This window comes from Enterococcus sp. 3C7_DIV0644 (assembly GCF_002141235.1).
Taxonomy (GTDB): Bacteria; Bacillota; Bacilli; order Lactobacillales; family Enterococcaceae; genus Enterococcus_D; species Enterococcus_D entomosocium.
In genome coordinates this window covers 2,495,942-2,511,720 of record NZ_NGLK01000001.1, presented here as the reverse complement: position 1 = coordinate 2,511,720, position 15,779 = coordinate 2,495,942, and the positions used below count along the sequence as shown (strand labels likewise).

The 15,779-nt window shown below is 42.9% G+C and carries 13 protein-coding genes; 1 reads left to right on the top strand and 12 read right to left on the bottom strand.

Annotated elements, in window-relative coordinates:
• Nucleotide 1 precedes the first annotated feature (1 nt).
• The 11 genes from wecB to A5877_RS11825 form a co-directional block, all read right to left on the bottom strand.
• A complete protein-coding gene (gene wecB / locus A5877_RS11875) occupies nucleotides 2-1,099 on the bottom strand; it encodes a non-hydrolyzing UDP-N-acetylglucosamine 2-epimerase (protein WP_217809920.1) in 1,098 nt (365 codons plus the stop codon).
• Between the two features lie 32 nt (nucleotides 1,100-1,131).
• Nucleotides 1,132-2,163 (bottom strand): glycosyltransferase family 4 protein, encoded by a 1,032-nt coding sequence (locus tag A5877_RS11870; RefSeq protein ID WP_086316897.1) that lies wholly within the window; start codon nucleotides 2,161-2,163, stop codon nucleotides 1,132-1,134.
• Complete coding sequence (locus A5877_RS11865; RefSeq protein ID WP_086316896.1) at nucleotides 2,160-3,575, bottom strand: lipopolysaccharide biosynthesis protein; 1,416 nt, start codon at nucleotides 3,573-3,575, stop codon at nucleotides 2,160-2,162. Before A5877_RS11865 ends, A5877_RS11870 begins: the two co-directional genes overlap by 4 nt.
• Before the next feature lie 8 nt (nucleotides 3,576-3,583).
• Nucleotides 3,584-4,837 carry an O-antigen ligase family protein gene (locus tag A5877_RS11860; protein ID WP_086316895.1) on the bottom strand — a complete coding sequence of 418 codons (1,254 nt, stop codon included), beginning with the start codon at nucleotides 4,835-4,837 and terminating at the stop codon, nucleotides 3,584-3,586.
• Entirely contained in the window at nucleotides 4,834-5,580 is a 747-nt protein-coding gene (locus A5877_RS11855; RefSeq protein ID WP_008377984.1) for a WecB/TagA/CpsF family glycosyltransferase, read from the bottom strand. Before A5877_RS11855 ends, A5877_RS11860 begins: the two co-directional genes overlap by 4 nt.
• The gene (locus A5877_RS11850; protein WP_008377982.1) at nucleotides 5,580-6,227 is read right to left on the bottom strand and encodes a sugar transferase; all 648 of its coding nucleotides are present in this window, start codon (nucleotides 6,225-6,227) and stop codon (nucleotides 5,580-5,582) included. The genes A5877_RS11855 and A5877_RS11850 overlap by 1 nt, the downstream gene beginning before the upstream one ends.
• 13 nt (nucleotides 6,228-6,240) lie before the next feature.
• Nucleotides 6,241-6,882 (bottom strand): CpsD/CapB family tyrosine-protein kinase, encoded by a 642-nt coding sequence (locus A5877_RS11845; protein WP_008377979.1) that lies wholly within the window; start codon nucleotides 6,880-6,882, stop codon nucleotides 6,241-6,243.
• Complete coding sequence (locus tag A5877_RS11840) at nucleotides 6,882-7,616, bottom strand: YveK family protein (RefSeq protein WP_086316894.1); 735 nt, start codon at nucleotides 7,614-7,616, stop codon at nucleotides 6,882-6,884. Before A5877_RS11840 ends, A5877_RS11845 begins: the two co-directional genes overlap by 1 nt.
• A gap of 40 nt (nucleotides 7,617-7,656) precedes the next feature.
• Nucleotides 7,657-8,910: a nucleotide sugar dehydrogenase gene (locus A5877_RS11835; RefSeq protein WP_086316893.1), complete on the bottom strand. Its 1,254-nt coding sequence runs from the start codon at nucleotides 8,908-8,910 to the stop codon at nucleotides 7,657-7,659.
• Nucleotides 8,907-9,401: a hypothetical protein gene (locus A5877_RS11830; RefSeq protein ID WP_008377972.1), complete on the bottom strand. Its 495-nt coding sequence runs from the start codon at nucleotides 9,399-9,401 to the stop codon at nucleotides 8,907-8,909. Before A5877_RS11830 ends, A5877_RS11835 begins: the two co-directional genes overlap by 4 nt.
• 76 nt (nucleotides 9,402-9,477) lie before the next feature.
• Nucleotides 9,478-13,083: an immunoglobulin-like domain-containing protein gene (locus A5877_RS11825; protein WP_086316892.1), complete on the bottom strand. Its 3,606-nt coding sequence runs from the start codon at nucleotides 13,081-13,083 to the stop codon at nucleotides 9,478-9,480.
• Between the two features lie 660 nt (nucleotides 13,084-13,743).
• On the opposite strand from A5877_RS11825, the gene A5877_RS11820 reads away from it, so the two are divergent.
• The gene (locus A5877_RS11820; protein ID WP_005232004.1) at nucleotides 13,744-13,947 is read left to right on the top strand and encodes a hypothetical protein; all 204 of its coding nucleotides are present in this window, start codon (nucleotides 13,744-13,746) and stop codon (nucleotides 13,945-13,947) included.
• A 196-nt stretch (nucleotides 13,948-14,143) separates the two neighbouring features.
• Here the strand turns inward: A5877_RS11820 and A5877_RS11815 are convergent, their stop codons facing one another.
• Nucleotides 14,144-15,634 (bottom strand): helix-turn-helix domain-containing protein, encoded by a 1,491-nt coding sequence (locus tag A5877_RS11815; protein ID WP_016611298.1) that lies wholly within the window; start codon nucleotides 15,632-15,634, stop codon nucleotides 14,144-14,146.
• Between the last annotated feature and the right edge of the window lie 145 nt (nucleotides 15,635-15,779).

The following is a 15,779-nucleotide window of genomic DNA, read 5'->3' as shown; positions in this document are numbered from 1 at the left end:
TCTACTCGAAATAACTTTTTAATTCAGCCACGATCCGCTCACTGGCTTGTCCATCTCCATAGGGATTTTTGGCTTGCGCCATCTGTTTGTATGCTGCCTCATCAGACAATAAATGAACGATTTCTGAATACACATGCTCCTCATGGGTACCAATCAGTTTCAAAGTCCCTGCTGCCACCCCTTCTGGGCGTTCCGTCGTTTCACGTACGATCAAGACAGGAATCCCCAAGGAGGGTGCTTCTTCTTGAATCCCTCCTGAATCGGTCAAAACAAGGTAGCTGTCTGCCAGTAACTGATAGAATGCAGGGGCATCCAATGGTTCGATCAGCTCGATATTTTGCTGCCCTTCTAAATAGCGCTTGGCTAGTGCACGGACACGAGGGTTTTTATGCATCGGAAAGACGATCGTCAGTGCGGGATAAGCAACAGCGATGCGTTTTAGTGCACGAAACACTTGTTCCATGGGTTGCCCAATGTTTTCTCGCCGGTGCATCGTAACTAAAAGGATTTTTTTCTCACTAATTGGTTTTCGGTCTTTTTTTTGTGCCAACGTATGGTACAAAGCATCAATAGACGTATTGCCAGTAACTACGATGCGGTCGTGTGGGTGGTTTTCCTTTAACAGATTAACCTGACTTTGATCCGTCGGTGCAAAGAGAAAATCTGCTAGTTGATCAATCAACCGGCGATTCATTTCTTCTGGAAACGGATCATTCTTGTTACCTGTTCGTAGCCCAGCCTCCACATGACCAATCAAGATCTGCTGATAAAAAGCGGCCAGCGCAGCTGCCACTGCCGTCGTCGTATCGCCATGGACCAACACTACGTCTGGTTCTTCTGATTGAAAAATACCTTCGAGTCCTTCTAAAATACGACTGGTGATACTAGACAAGGTTTGATTTTCTCGCATGATAGCCAAGTCGTAATCAGGGGTCAGCTCAAACGCCGCTAATGTTTGCTCAAGCATTTCTCGATGCTGCCCTGTCACGACGATCTTTGATAGGAAGCGTGGATCATTTGCTAGTTTTTTTATGACCGGTGCCATCTTGATGGCTTCTGGTCGTGTACCAAAAATAGATAATACCTTTATTTTTTGCATCGTACTTCTCCTTTTTTTCAGCAATTTGAGCATTAATCAAGTTGCTTTTTGTAAATCTTCTGCCAGCGCTTCATATACGACGTTAAGGCATACTGTTGCTCAATCGTTGCTCTGGCTTGTTGGCTGCTTTTGATTCGTTCTTCCTCGTTAGCTAACAGACCGCTCAACGTCTCGATCATTGCTTGAATATCACCGGCAGCTACTAGGTAGCCGTTTTCACCCGATTGGATCAACTCTGGGATTCCCCCAACCTTCGTCGTTACATTGGGGATACCTGCCGCCATGGTTTCTAAGATCGCCATCGGCAAGCCTTCGTGATAAGAAGGGAGAAAATGGATGGCTGCCTTACGAAAAACAGCTGGTAACGCATCGGTTGCTACCCACTCATTTAAGAACACATTGGTGAGAGCCTCTTCTTGGAGCTGTTGGGCAACCTGTTGATTTTCTTGATCGCCAAATAACATAAAGCGAATCTCGGGAAAGGAAACAGCCATTGCTTTTGCAACTGCCAACAGATCAAAACTGCCTTTTCTTTGCCCGATCCTGCCAAGAGTGATGATCCATTTTGCGGTGGGGTCATAAAAGGATTCCTCCGGCACCGCTACGGCATTTGGCAAGACCTCGATTGAGGTATCGGTAATCGTTTGGTAAAATGCTGACCAGCTACTACTTAGCACTACGAGCTGATCCACCCGAGCTAAGGTAAAACGGACCCACCACTTTGCCCACGAAGGACTGTTTTGATAAAACTGGTCAAATTGCGAAGCATGCATATGAAAAATCGTCTTGCAATGTTTTGGTGCTAGCAACAACAGCAAACTCTTGCGATAGAAACTGCCCTTTTGCGCAACGTGGAAATGAAGGATCTGGCACCTTTCTTTTTTGATGTGCCGACGAAACGTAAGAAACGCTTTGAGCTGCGTCCAATATTTTCCTTTTTCCGACCAAGTCTTATGGACGACGAAACGCACGTCCTCTGGCGCTTTTGTTTTTTGGAAATTATAAATGACCGTTGCGATCCCCCCTTTTGCTGCTGGATCTGGACCGATAAGTAAGATATTCATGCTTTGTTGATTTTCCTTTCTTGTACAAATCTAGTTACCTGCTTTAGTTCCTTGCGATAAAGAACAACGACGAAGAGCATCAGCAGCAAAACGAGGCTCTTTTCCAGCCAAAGAGTCCGATTGAATGCCGTAAACAGCGCAAAGCAATACAGCATGATCGAAAGGCTGATTTGGCGTTTGACTGAGAACCCCTGCCAATAGGTCATCGAAAAATATGTACGGGCAAAAAAGAAGACCAAGTACCCTAATGCCGTAGCACAAGCCGCTCCTGTGGCGCCAATTGTCGGTACGAGTAGGAGATGACCAAGGGATGCGGATAAGACCGCCAGCAAAGAGGCAGCAATATTCAAATGACTTTTCTTATAAAAAACGATCCCGAGATTGGTCGTTTCACTGATCGTCATCATCAAGGGATAAAAACATAACAAGGGAAACAAGTACTGGGCCTCTAAGTAGTCTTGCGACAATAAGATGACGATCGTTTCTTTGAAAAAGACCATCAGTAAAAAGAAAATCGACAAGACGAACATGATAAAGTGACTGACTCGTTCGTAATAAATCAATGGTTTGCCTTTTTTGAACCATTCATAGGAGGTGGGAATCCAAAAATTGGCAAAACTAACTTGTAGAATCATCAAGGCACTTGCCACTTTGAATGCAGCCGTGTAGATGCCCAAAGCGGCAAAATCAGCAAAATAGCGCAGCATCATTTTGTCGATAATCATTAACAGGCTATAGAGGAACGTTCCCACCACCGTCGGCAAGCCAAAACGACTCAGCTTTTTGATCAGGTTGCGATCGATTTGGCGAATGAGCGGCATAAAAAGCGCCAGGTTTGCCAGAATCAACAGACAATCACCGATAATCTGACCGAAGAGCATGCCATAGACCACCGTAATAAACGTCGGCGGACCAAAAAAGAGAAACAGCAACGTGATGAACAAGACCATGAATTTCACCAAAATACTGTAAACGGAGAACTGGATCGCTTTGTTTTGCATTCGAACCGTTAACAAAAGAAACCGTTCAAAAATCAGCAGTCCCGACGAAAGAGCAAATAAATAAATCGCACGGGTGTACTGTGGAGATTCAAATAAAAGCTGCGAAAAATCTACCGCAAAAACCACTAGGATCAGCTGAAAGAAAAATGAACCGAGCAACGGGACGAGCATCGCTTGTCGCAATAACTCGCGTTTGTTTTCGTGGTCATGGTATTCCCTCGTAAAGGCTTGGTCGAAGCCGAGATAGATCACGTATATCAAAAAGGTCTGTGCAAGGAAAAACATACTGGTCTTCCCATATTCTTCGGGTGTCAAAAAGCTGGTCGTTACGGGCAAAAGCACCAAGTTTAAGACCGCCGAACCTAACGAACCGAGGGAGAAAAAGCCCAGCCTCAAAAGTAATTTTTTCAATCAGTTGTTCACTCTTTCTCTGTTAAAATAATGCCTCCACAAATCAATCCTAAAAAGGTGGAAGACAATGCCGAATACAAAACATGCCCGGCAAAAAAACTATAAAAAAGCACCACGATCAAGGCAAAACTATAAACCGATCGTTTTCGTGGCTGAAAGGCCAAATAGACAAAATAGGCGAGCATTAGCAGCAATAACGCTATTCCCAGTAGGCCTTGCCCGAAAAGGGTGTCGAAGAAGTCCATTTCAATTAAGCCAAGACGACCAAAGTGTGCCAAACGGTATTCAAAGCCTTGGCCAAAGATCATGATAAAGTGTCGGGCCTCATCATTTAAGAAGGCGTTCATCCCACCAATCAAAAAATCACTTCTTGAACTAGAAAATAGCCGGATCAAGTCCCCGTCGAAAAGATGATAAAAATACACCATGCGAAGATAGGTTCCTTCGACGGCTTGGATCAGCAATGGTAGTCCTTGAATAAGCAGCCAAGCAATCGTAATAAAACTCATAAACCAGATAAACAATTGTTGCAGAAATGCTTTACGTTCAATGCCTAGCACCAATCGGATTAAAAGATAGAACAACACACCGACACCATAAAACACGCCGGTTTTCGTACCGACCAAGACCAAACAGACGAAATTTCCAGCGAATAAACTAGCCAAAAACAGTGAAAACTTATGGGTCTGTTCTTTGATCGAAACAATTAGTGCCTGGACTGTAAAGGTGATTGAAACAATAAAGGCAAAGCTCGTATCATTATTGGCAAAGAAATAGCCTTTATACCCAGCATCAGAATTGTCATAAGTTTGGTAGCCTAGCCCTAAAAAATAAGGAATCAGTAGCCCCAAGGTGAAGCAGACACTGATAACAATAAATAAGCTATCGTAGTGCAGTTTGGAGAAGTCGTTTTTTCGTTGATAGACATAATAAGGAATCAGTACCCATAAGAGGTATTTGATATACACCGATAGATCCTCGATCACCCACTGCCAGCTGTACCCTAGAAAAAGTGCTTGTAACAGAAAAATCGTAAGCGTCACAGCGATAAACCCATACGTTAAATATGTATAGTAGCTATGGGGAATCTTTTCTGTCACGATCATAATCACTAAGAACAAAAAGAACAGCAAACGGTAGAACACGCCAATGGGAAAAGGAATGCCCAGACTTAGAAATAAGCCGTTTAAGACGTCGATTATCGGAAAAATGGCCACAATCCCCAGGAAGAAGCGGTGATGGCTTTGCTGTTTTGATTTCATGCGTTTCTTCTTTTTTCTCCCCACACATACTGTAAAAAGCGTAAATTTCCTATGATATAGCGATCAAACATCCTGACTGGCTCTTGCGCAAAGCGATAAAACCATTCCAAACCTGCCCGCTGCATCCACAAAGGCGCTCGTTTGGTTTTGCCTGCGACGATATCAAAGCTGCCGCCAACGCCCATCGCAAATGGCACTTGCAACACTTCGCTGAATGTATCGAGCCAAATCTCTTTTTGCGGGCTAGAAAAAGCGACAAACAGCAAGTCTGGTTGCGTCCGTGCAATCTCTTTTGCCACGTCCAATGATTCGACTTCGGAAAAATAGCCATGGTGAAAACCCGCTATGTTCAGGTCGGGATAGAGCTGTTGGTCATGTTTGACGACGGCTTCTACGACTTCGGCAGTTGCTCCTAAATAATAAGGACGCCAGCCTTTTTCTGCTGCCAATTTGACCAGCTCGCGAAAAAGATCGATGCCTGTTACCCTTTCTGGTACCGGGCACCCTAAATATTTCGCTGCCCAGACAATCGACTGCCCATCAGCCGTGATCAAAGCTGCCCGATTGACGATCGATCGCAACGAGGGATCTTTTCGCATCAAGTTTATTTTTCCCGCGTTAATTGAAACATGCTGTGCGGGCATCCCCTGTTCGATCATTGCCTCGATCTTAGTAATGGTTTCCTGAAAGTTTAAGGAATCGAGATTGCTGCCTAAAAGTGATACACGTACTTGTTGCTCCATTAGAATGCTCCTTTGGGTAAGAAAACAACGCCAATCGTTTTCATAATTATTTTCAAGTCCAATAACCAGCTCAGGTTATTGATGTAATAGAGATCCAATGCGACCATCTCTTGAAAGCTCAATTCGTTTCGTCCACTGACTTGCCACAACCCTGTGCACCCGGGTGTGACACACAATCGTTGCTTGTCTTTTTCTGAATAACTGACGACTTCTCTTTCTAAAGGAGGACGGGGGCCGACCAGTGCCATCTCCCCTTTCAAGACATTGATCAATTGGGGCAGTTCATCAAGACTCGTTTTTCTTAAAAAACGGCCTAAGCGCGTCACTCGCGGATCTTTCTTCAGCTTGAACATGGCCCCTTCAATTTCGTTTTTATCGAGGTATCGCCCTAATAATTGATCGGCATCAGGCACCATCGTTCGAAATTTGTACATCACAAACGTGGCCTCATTTTTGCCAACACGAACTTGCTTAAAAATAATCGGTGCCTGCCAGTTAGAAAATTTGATCCCTATACAAATCAGCAGTAACAGCGGGCTAAGGACGACTAATAAGCCCAAGCTAAAGATAGTTTCTATCGTGCGTTTCCAACGTAAATAGCTAGTCGCTTGAACCCTTGACTGCTTGTCTAAAGCGGGTCTTTCCACAAAGTTCCCCTCCTTAATAATAGTAATTTTCACCCGTGTCCGTGCCATTCGCCACGACACCTAAGATGTTTGCGTTAACTAGGCGTAGCTTTTTGACGGCATTTTTTGCGGATTGTTTGTTCGTTTTATCCGCATGAACGACTAAAAGTACACCGTCGACTTTCTTGGCTAGGATCAAGGCATCCGAAACGACATTGACTGGTGGCGTATCAATAATGACCACATCGTATAGTTGTTTGACCTCTTGCAAGGCTGCGGTCATTTTCGAAGAAGCGAGCAGATCATTAGGGTTTGACATAATGGCTCCACTAGTGATGATTGAAAATTCGCAATCTTCTAAAATCACTTGTTGGACACAGCTTTCGATCGAGATGTCCCGTCGGATATAGTTGGACAAGCCCACGTGCATTTCTTGTGAAAACAAATAATGTTGGGTGGGTTTACGCAGATCCGCATCGATCAATAAGGTTCGGTTCCCTTTTTGGGCATAGGCGACCGCCAAATTTGCCGAGACCGTGGATTTTCCCGTACCGCTTTCTCCTGAAGTAATCAAAATCGTTTGAGCATCTTGTTGTTGGCATAAATAGTCGACATTTTCGCGAATCAACTTGACTTGTTCGCTGATGATGGAATAATTTTCCTTCATGCTACGCATCACACACGCTTCCTTCCTCTAAAGCTTCTCGACTGGATGGTTTTAAACGAAGCAACTCGTTTTTCTTTGCTTATCTCTCCGATGACCTTTACCCCTAAGACCTCTTCGATTTCCGTATTCGAAGCAAAACTGCGCTCAAAAACCAACAGGAGGAACACATACGTAAAAGCGAAAAGAAGACTTAAAAAAGTGGTCAAACTGTACAACAAAAACTTGTTTGGACGAGCAGGCGTTTCTTGTGGCAAAACGGTTCCTTCTGCTAAGATCGTGACATTATCAATGTTCATGATTTTAGGGATCTCTTCACTAAAAACGCTGGCGGTCGTATTGGCGATTTCGGCTGCGATCTTCGGACTTTGATGGTAAGCGTTGATTTCGATGATCTGCGAGTTGGTGGCATTGGTAACACTCAAAATCTCCGACAATTCAGACACATCGTAGCTTTCCTCTAGCGCCTCACTGACTTCATTTAAGATGCGAGGACTCATGATGATGGTGCTATAGGTACTGACGAGTTGAAGGTCTGCCTGAATCGTCTGGTTTTCCAGACGATTGCCAGCTATCGTTTCTGACTGACTAATCAGCAACTGTGCACTTTTTTGATAAATGGGTTCAGCAAACAGGGTTAGATAAAGCAACATCGCTAGTAAGGGAATACTAATGATCATGAGGATCCAGCCTATTCGTTGCTGAAGGACTTGCTTCAATTTTTTCATATTTATTTCTTTATTCATTGGTTTTCCCTTTCAATAACAGAAATAGCAATCAAACCATTTACTGGGCGCTTGGTAATGACCCAAGAGAATAGGCAGCCTCGAACCTCGTTTTACCTATCACAATATTTTTCGTGTCAAAAACGATTTTTTGTTTCATCGCTTGAATGGCTGCCGGCGCTATGTCTTTAAAGGCATCATGGTCACAGAGGATCAATGCCAGATCACTGTCTGTTAGTGCTGCTTCAATTTGTGCAACATCAGAAGTGGCGACATAAGGATCATAGGTAGTGACTTGCAGAGCTTTCTTTTGTTTCAATCTTTTGGCGATCTCAACAGCCGGACTTTCTCTGGCATCGTCAATGTTGCCCTTATACGCCAACCCTAGGACCGCGATTTTGTTTCCACCATGAATCGCTAAGATCTCTTCGACTTTTTTTATAATGAATTCAGGCATCTCTGTATTGATCATCCGCCCCAATTGAATTAACTTCGCGTCATCAGGTGCTGCCGCGACAACAAAATACGGATCGACTGCTAAGCAATGACCGCCGACACCAGGTCCCGGTTGATGGATATTGACCCGTGGATGCTGATTGGCTAACTCAATCACTTGGAGTGCATCAATGTTTAGGCGATCCCCAATTTGGACCAATTCATTGGCTAGTGCAATGTTCAAGTCGCGATAGGTGTTTTCCATCAATTTCGATAGCTCAGCGATACTTGCAGAAGTCTCCAGCACGTTTCCTTTGACGAAGGACTGATAAATGCGTTTGCCTTGTTGGGTGCAAGCGCTCGTCATGCCACCAATGATTCGATTGTTCATCACCAGCTCTTCAAAGATTTTCCCTGGCAAAACTCGCTCTGGGCAATGCAACAAATAGAGATCTTCTCCAATGGTATAACCTGCTTTTTCAAAAAAGGGTCCAACGATGTCTTCCATCGTGCGGGGTTGAATGGTCGATTCAACAATGACTGTGTTGCCTTTTTCAAGATAGGGTAAGATAGCAGCCATCGCCGCTTTCACGTAGGACAAGTCGCAACTACCAAATTGATCGGCGATATTTGGCGTTGGTACGGCAATAATAAAGACATCCGCTTTTTCTGGTACCAACTGTGCCTTGAATGTCTTTTTCGCTAAAGCTTGTGCTAGATAGCGATCAATGTCGGGTTCTTCGATTGGTGCCTGACCTGCTTGAAGTGATTGAACGACTGTTTCTGACACATCAACCCCAACGACTTCAATCCCATGGTTTGCAAAAGTAAGTGCTGTGGGTAGCCCGATATACCCCAATCCAATAACGTTTACCTTCATTCGCTCTTAACATCCCATTCTGCTAATTGTTCTTCACCGGGTTTATAAATCAGTTTTTTCGCCACTTGTCCTTCTTCTAAAGCAAAGGAAACTTGTCCAGTGATGGTTTCACCTACAGCGATCTCATTGCCAAACATCGCCATGGTATGATCAAGTTCAAGAAATTCTCCCTCTTCAGTTTCTAAAAGAAAATCAATCGAACCTAATCCAGCGGCAACTGATCCCATATTTTCTGCTGTGATGGTAAATGTATGTAATACTTGTTCCCCATCTTCTGTTTTCTTTTGATTGATTTCTTGTTTGTCGATGATGATCTTTAATCCACCAATGATCGATTGCGGCTCGGCATTGCTTTGATCCGTGATTTGTTCGATTGGTTCGCTGCCTTGGGTAGTATCCGTCTTTGCTTGGTCATCCGTCGAGCAAGCCGCTAAAAAACTCCCCATGAGGGCAAGGCTAAAGAGGCTAACGATTTTTTTCTTCATGTTCATTTGCTTTCTCTCTTTCTATCAATGAAGAGCCCCTTGCAACAGGCAAGGTACAAGGGGCTCTCGTAGTTTCTGTTTCTTATTCTGTGATTGAAACGGTTGCTTGTGCAATCTCTCGTGTACTTAAGTCAGCAAAGCGATGCAATGCATAGATCGTCATCTGGCTGTCTTTTGTCACACTGTTGGCTTGTTCTTGGTTCAAGTAGGCGGTAAAGGTACCATCCGCAAAACCGCTCACCCACAGGATCATGCCATCAATTTCAAGTCGACCAAAGTTGATGTCATCTCCTGTATAGGTTCCCGTAACGATTCGATCACCTAATGTGTAAGGGTTTGGCGTAATTGTGCCAACAAATTCTTTGTCGATAGTGACTACACTACGATCCAATTCGGTGTCTACCGGACGGCCACTAACAACCTCCCGATGGTAAGCAACCAATTCAACTGTTTCCGCATCGCGAATCAAGTCGCGGGTCGTTTGATTGACAAAGTAAGTAAACGTCTGGTTTGCGGTGTTAAAGGTGCCTCCCCATGAAATTGAACGTCCATCAACGATCAAGTTGGCGAAATTCACATCGCCTGTAAAGGTTCCAGTAATTTCACTCTCTGTCACTTTGAAGGCTGCTGGTTGAATCGTGCCTGCTGCTTTGACGATTTCTATCGGCTGCAACACCAGCTTATGATCAATCGTTTGTCCATCGACTGTTTCACGATGGTAGGTTTGCAATTCTACTTTCGTTGCCGTTCTGATCTGTTCTCTAAATTGTGCGTGAACAAAGAATTCAAAGCGGCCAGTTTCTTTATTGAATGTGCCACCCCAGTTCCCTACTGACTGTCCATCAATCACTAAGTTGGCAAAATTGATATCTCCCGTAAAGGTTCCCGTAATCATGGTATCGGTGTAACTGTATTGATCCGGTGTGATCGTCCCTTGAAGTTGATCAATCACTGTTACTTCTTTGGTTTCTAGCACTTCGATGGCTTCCGTGTTACCGTTAATTTGGCGGTTCAACGCTTGGATCTCAACTTTATCGCCCGCTTTGATTCCAAGATTCGCTACATAAAACGAGAAGGTGCCATCGGCATTGAAGGTACCACCCCATGCATTAGAAGGCGTGCCATTGATCACTAAACGTGCAAAATTGACATCACCCGTAAAGGTCCCTGTAATCATTGTTTCGCCAACACGGTATTGATCCGGTGTGATCGAACCAGCCAAATCTCTAGTTAATTCAACGGTTGTCCGATCAAGTACTTTGCCATATTGATCCAAGGCTTCGATTTCTACGACATCATCTACGGATTGGATGCGATTGCCGATAAAGAATTCAAACGAACCATCAGCAAAATTCCCACCACGAACGGATGATCCATTTACATACACACGGGCAGATACAACATCACCGGTATACGACCCTCTCAGGAACTGATCGGCCGAAGAAACATTGTAGCTTGCTGGTGTAATCGTGCCTTCAGTGTTTGCTGGATCAGTGACAACGATCGTTGAAGCAATATTTGATTGCAATCCATCGATGCTTGCTTGAGCAGTAATAATTGTTCCCGCTGCTTGTTGATCAATCTCTACTTCAAAATTGCCATCACTGTCAACAGTGGCATTTTTCGTTTCATCACCAATCGTGATTTCCACATGTGCATCGGGTTCAGCTGTTCCGCTAACGGTAGTGGATGTGGTTGTCACCTCATTCAATGTTGTTTCGGCGATCGTTGCTCGCTCAACCATGGTTTCTGCAATATTTGATGAAATGCCATTTAAGGTTGCTTGGGCGGTAACTACCGTACCAGCTTGTTGTTTCTCAATCGTCAATGCATAGATGCCATCACTACCCACTCGTCCATTCGCAATGATCGTGTCACCGGCTTTGATCGTAATCTCAGCATTCGGCTCAGCCGTTCCCGTCACACTTGTGGAGTCAGTATTTAGCTCGGAAATCGTTGTTTCGGCAATCGTTTCTTTTTCACTATCCTCTACAACTGTTTCTGCAACCGATTGAATACCATTGGACGTTGCGGTAACAGTCACTTTTGTTCCAACTGCTAATGGTGCGTTCGGAATCGCAAATTGATAAGTTCCATCACTTGCAACGCGTCCCGTTAAACTTCCTTGTCCTTCAATAGTGACTGCTAAATCGGCATTTGGCTCAGCTCGCCCCGTAATGTGCGTTGAGCTTGTGGTTAAGTCGTCAATGGTCGTTTGTTGAATCGTTGCGGTATCCACAAAGTCACCAAAAGCGATTTTTCCGATTTGAGAACTATTGAATGTTGCGTTGAAGATTGAGTCATTGGATTCAATTCGCGAAGTAACTTGTTTGTTCGTATAAGTATTTAGTGAGAAAGAACCTTGTCTAAACTCTGGATAATTAAAGCTGGGCTCTCCTGAAAAATCAGCTGATCTTCTCCAATTTTGCATTCCTGTCGATGAGTGGATCGTGTAGTTCGTTGTTCCTGGATAGGACCCAATTGCGGTTCCATTCGTATGATTGTTTTGGATTCGAACATTTGATCCTTCGTGGAAAGTGCTTGATTGTCCAACGTTTACCGTTGAATACGTGCTTCTTCCCACGACATCCAGTGTTCCCCCAGATAATACGGTCAAAGCACCTCGCAACCCCAATGCTTCTTGTGTTTTTTGCGTATTTGGCGCACTTGTGATCTTAAACGTTGCATTCGAATTAACTACTACGCTTGAGGCACTTCCTTCGATCAAGACTGCTTTTGCTGTATTTGAAGGATTGTTTTGAGTAACGTCTAATAAACTGCCTTCACCTAAATCAATTCGACCACCACTTGCAAGATAAATCGCACGAGCTGTTCCATTGTTATTTGCAACTACAGAAGCACCACTGCCGATATTCATTCGGACATTCGAAGTAGCCCAAATCAAGGAACCTGCATTTAATCGGTTTTCGCCAAAGAAATTAGCTGAAGAATTGCTAGCGGCTAAATAGAGTAAGCGCCCCGTTGCATGACTATTTTCATGAGTAACGTTTGTGAAGGAAACACTGGACGTTCTATTTTGATAGATCGTATTTGTTGCATGAGCCACGATTCTCACATTTCTGATACTTAATCCTTGATTTACCGTATTTCCATACAACCGAACATTATTCCCGAAGGTTAACGTATGACCATTACCTTCAATCGTTTTGGTCGTCCCTGTCCATGTCACACTACTAGTCATCGTGATGTTATTGGCTAAGCTGATTTGTGTAACCGTCGCATTGGCTAACGCTGTCCGTAATTCAGCATCAGATGTTACTTGGACACTTGCCCTTGTTGAACGGGTTTCAGCAGCGTCTTCTGATGATTCGTTAGAATTACTTTCTGAGGTTTCTTCATTTGGTGCATCCGCTTGTTCATCATTTTCTGCGACTTCATTATTTTCTGAAGAGTTCTCAGTAGAAACTTCTGTTTGAGCTTCTTCACTTTCAGTAGGAGAACCCTCTGTTTCCTGAACTGCTTGCTCATTGGTTGCTGTATGGTCATTTTCTGTGCTTTGAGTTGCTTCACTATCTGATAATAAATTTGGAGCTTCTATTCTCTCTTGTGTCACTCCTGAAGAATTATCAGTTTTTTCTGTCGCCATCGCATTTATTGGCAACGCCGATAAAGTTAAATGACTAATCAACAATAAACCTGTGACTTTTTTACTAAATTTGTTATTCATAAGTAACTCCTTTTTCTCTATTCTTTCTCTTGTACTTTAAAGATTCATTTCACGTTTTTATCAGTCACCCTTTCTTACTCCCTCGAAAAAAATCAGTTATAGCTCTTATCGGAACAACCTATTCGATACAAACTCTCTAAAAACCTAAATTAGAGCTATAAAATAATGCTTTTTTGACGAAATTTTATCGTTTTTAACGAGATTAAATTTACCATGGTTGATCATCAATCGATAAATCAAGATTTGCAAACCTGTATGAATAAATTGATTTTCATTTTCTTTTTAAATAAGGCATTTTAAAAGTTTGTGCAAAAAAAAGTGTTATAAAAAAAGACGATTCCTTATCATTTAAAAAGGATCGTCCATTTTTGTTATTACCTGTAACCACTTAACTCAATACGATGGATACAAGGTTTCTGCCTACTAATTCTTAGTATTATCACAAACATTTTTAACAACAGTTCCTTTCAACAGAACGCTTCTTTTCTTCAAAAAAGGTCCCAAAAAAAGCAAAATAAAAGAAATTGTATGTAATTTTACACATCTTCTAAAAAAATTCATTTTTCTTTGGTATACTAAACATAGATCTGCATATCATTAGATTTACGTTGCCCGTTAGTGAAGTTTCAGGCAACGTTTCTTTATGGGGGATAGATAAAAATGGAAGAGAAAAAGATTTTTGAGAAGCGGTGGTTATTAGCTACCAGTGAACAACGAGAGAAATACCATGCCTTGATTGCCTCTTACCCTTCGATCGAATGGACATTCAAAGAAAAAAGCTACCTTTTATGGCTTTGTCAGTTAGATAGTGATACGTTCAAAACCTTTGAAGCAATTTTTGATAAACTAGTAAATGCCAACTAACTGTTTCAACGTAGGCTGTTCTTTCACCAAAATAACCCAATCTTTTGGTATTCAGGAACAGTGGGCCTATTTTCAGATAACTCCCTTTTTTATTAGATGAACGAATAAAAGCCGCAACCGTTGATCGCAACGGTTGCGGCTTTTCCTTTTAATTTATCCACACATGTCCTCGTCATGCTCTTTTTCAACACGTATATTAGGCTGTGGGAGCGTTTAACGCTTGCCCTAACTGAGGATCGATTTTTTCAATCACTCTTTGCCAATCTTGATGATCGGGGATTGCTTTGAGCAAAAGATAATCAGTCGATAAGATGAACTCTGATAAATATTCACTATAATTTGTAACCACAAGATCAATGGCATTTCCCTTCAAATAATCGGTCGTCAATTCATTGATTTTTGGAAAAAATACCAGATGATCATTGCCGACATAACGCAAAAAGCGCGCACGAATCGTGTGACAGGCATAGAGATCACCTTCTATTATCAATGCGATCCGTCTGACTTTTTGAGCATAGAGCTCCCTGATTGCTTCACTGTAAAGGGTCAGTGCCGCACAAATATCTACCAGATACTCCTGCTTGATCCCAAGAATCGCTTGGTGCTGCTTCATAAATGCCAGATTCCTTTGATAAGCGGCAGAACGATGCTTCTGCGCTTCATTTTTTACTTCTGTTAGCAAGTGATTTAAAACGGGCGCCAGTTGCTCATTGATTTTCTTTGACAGGAAAAAGGCGTGGATCATCGTCTTGACCCGTTGGGGCTCTTGAAAGGAAATGCCCCATTCTTGAACGAAGCGCTGACTCAGTTCTTCGAGTTCAGGATACAGTCCAAACGATGCAACGAATTGCTGCTCTTTTTCAGGCTCGGTCAAAGTCCGTTTCATCACGGTCACTAAATAAAGCCACATAATTTCTTGTTGCGGCAGTCTTACTCGGTATAGCGCTTCGATTTTAGGTGCTAAGTCATTCATTACGGCAAATGCCTCATGGGTTTCGATGATTTTTGCCAACGATTGAGGAATCTGAACCGTCTTTCCCAATTGGTAACGCTTGATCGCAATATACAAGCTATAATAAAAATCACTCGGAGAAACGCCTGTATTCACCAGCTCTGCGGGCATTTCTGAGAAGACATCACTGACTAGTGCAATCAGTTCTTTGGGGGGCAATAGCGTATGAGGGGTGACATCTGATTCATAATAAAAATCTTTAAAGAACTTGCGAATATTGGCTTCGGAGCCACTCAAATTAACCGGTTGCAAGATCCACTCCACATGATACTTTCGCAACGTCACAGAAGCAGTATTCAAATAACGACGCATCGTACTTTCTGATACATACAAGCGCTGCGCCCACTCTTCAACCGAACAGAATTCACCGTGGAAAATGGCTTCCACGATTTGATACATTCCTTCTTCTGCAACAAGCTCCTTTTTTTGGGACAAGTATTTTTTCGGATTCGTTTCCCTAAAATGATAGCCATTGGCTACAAGCGAAAATTCGGCTGCCTCTTGTAGATAGGTTTTCAATTCTTTGATATCCGAGCTGATCGTCCGTTGGGTCACATCAAGTTTGTTTGCTAAACTTGCGATGGAACAAGTCCGTTCTCGCTCAAAAGTATTTAACATTTGAAGCCAGCGAACGGTCGTCTTATTTAGCATAAAATTTAACTGCAATTCTCTCATTTTCCCCTCCGTGTTTCTTCCTCACCGACTAGTGTCTTTACTATAGTACAATATTTAGGTGCATAAAAAAACCTTCCTATTTCCCAAATTCACATTAAGAAGCTTCTTGAATGTGTACTTAAGTGAACAAACAAGGTATTCTCTA

Coding starts and splice junctions, on each gene's coding strand:
- wecB (WP_217809920.1), bottom strand. CDS start 1,099: ATGCAAAAAATAAAGGTATTATCTATTTTTGGTACACGACCAGAAGCC.
- A5877_RS11870 (WP_086316897.1), bottom strand. CDS start 2,163: ATGAATATCTTACTTATCGGTCCAGATCCAGCAGCAAAAGGGGGGATC.
- A5877_RS11860 (WP_086316895.1), bottom strand. CDS start 4,837: ATGAAATCAAAACAGCAAAGCCATCACCGCTTCTTCCTGGGGATTGTG.
- A5877_RS11855 (WP_008377984.1), bottom strand. CDS start 5,580: ATGGAGCAACAAGTACGTGTATCACTTTTAGGCAGCAATCTCGATTCC.
- A5877_RS11845 (WP_008377979.1), bottom strand. CDS start 6,882: ATGCGTAGCATGAAGGAAAATTATTCCATCATCAGCGAACAAGTCAAG.
- A5877_RS11840 (WP_086316894.1), bottom strand. CDS start 7,616: ATGAATAAAGAAATAAATATGAAAAAATTGAAGCAAGTCCTTCAGCAA.
- A5877_RS11835 (WP_086316893.1), bottom strand. CDS start 8,910: ATGAAGGTAAACGTTATTGGATTGGGGTATATCGGGCTACCCACAGCA.
- A5877_RS11830 (WP_008377972.1), bottom strand. CDS start 9,401: ATGAACATGAAGAAAAAAATCGTTAGCCTCTTTAGCCTTGCCCTCATG.
- A5877_RS11825 (WP_086316892.1), bottom strand. CDS start 13,083: ATGAATAACAAATTTAGTAAAAAAGTCACAGGTTTATTGTTGATTAGT.
- A5877_RS11820 (WP_005232004.1), top strand. CDS start 13,744: ATGGAAGAGAAAAAGATTTTTGAGAAGCGGTGGTTATTAGCTACCAGT.
- A5877_RS11815 (WP_016611298.1), bottom strand. CDS start 15,634: ATGAGAGAATTGCAGTTAAATTTTATGCTAAATAAGACGACCGTTCGC.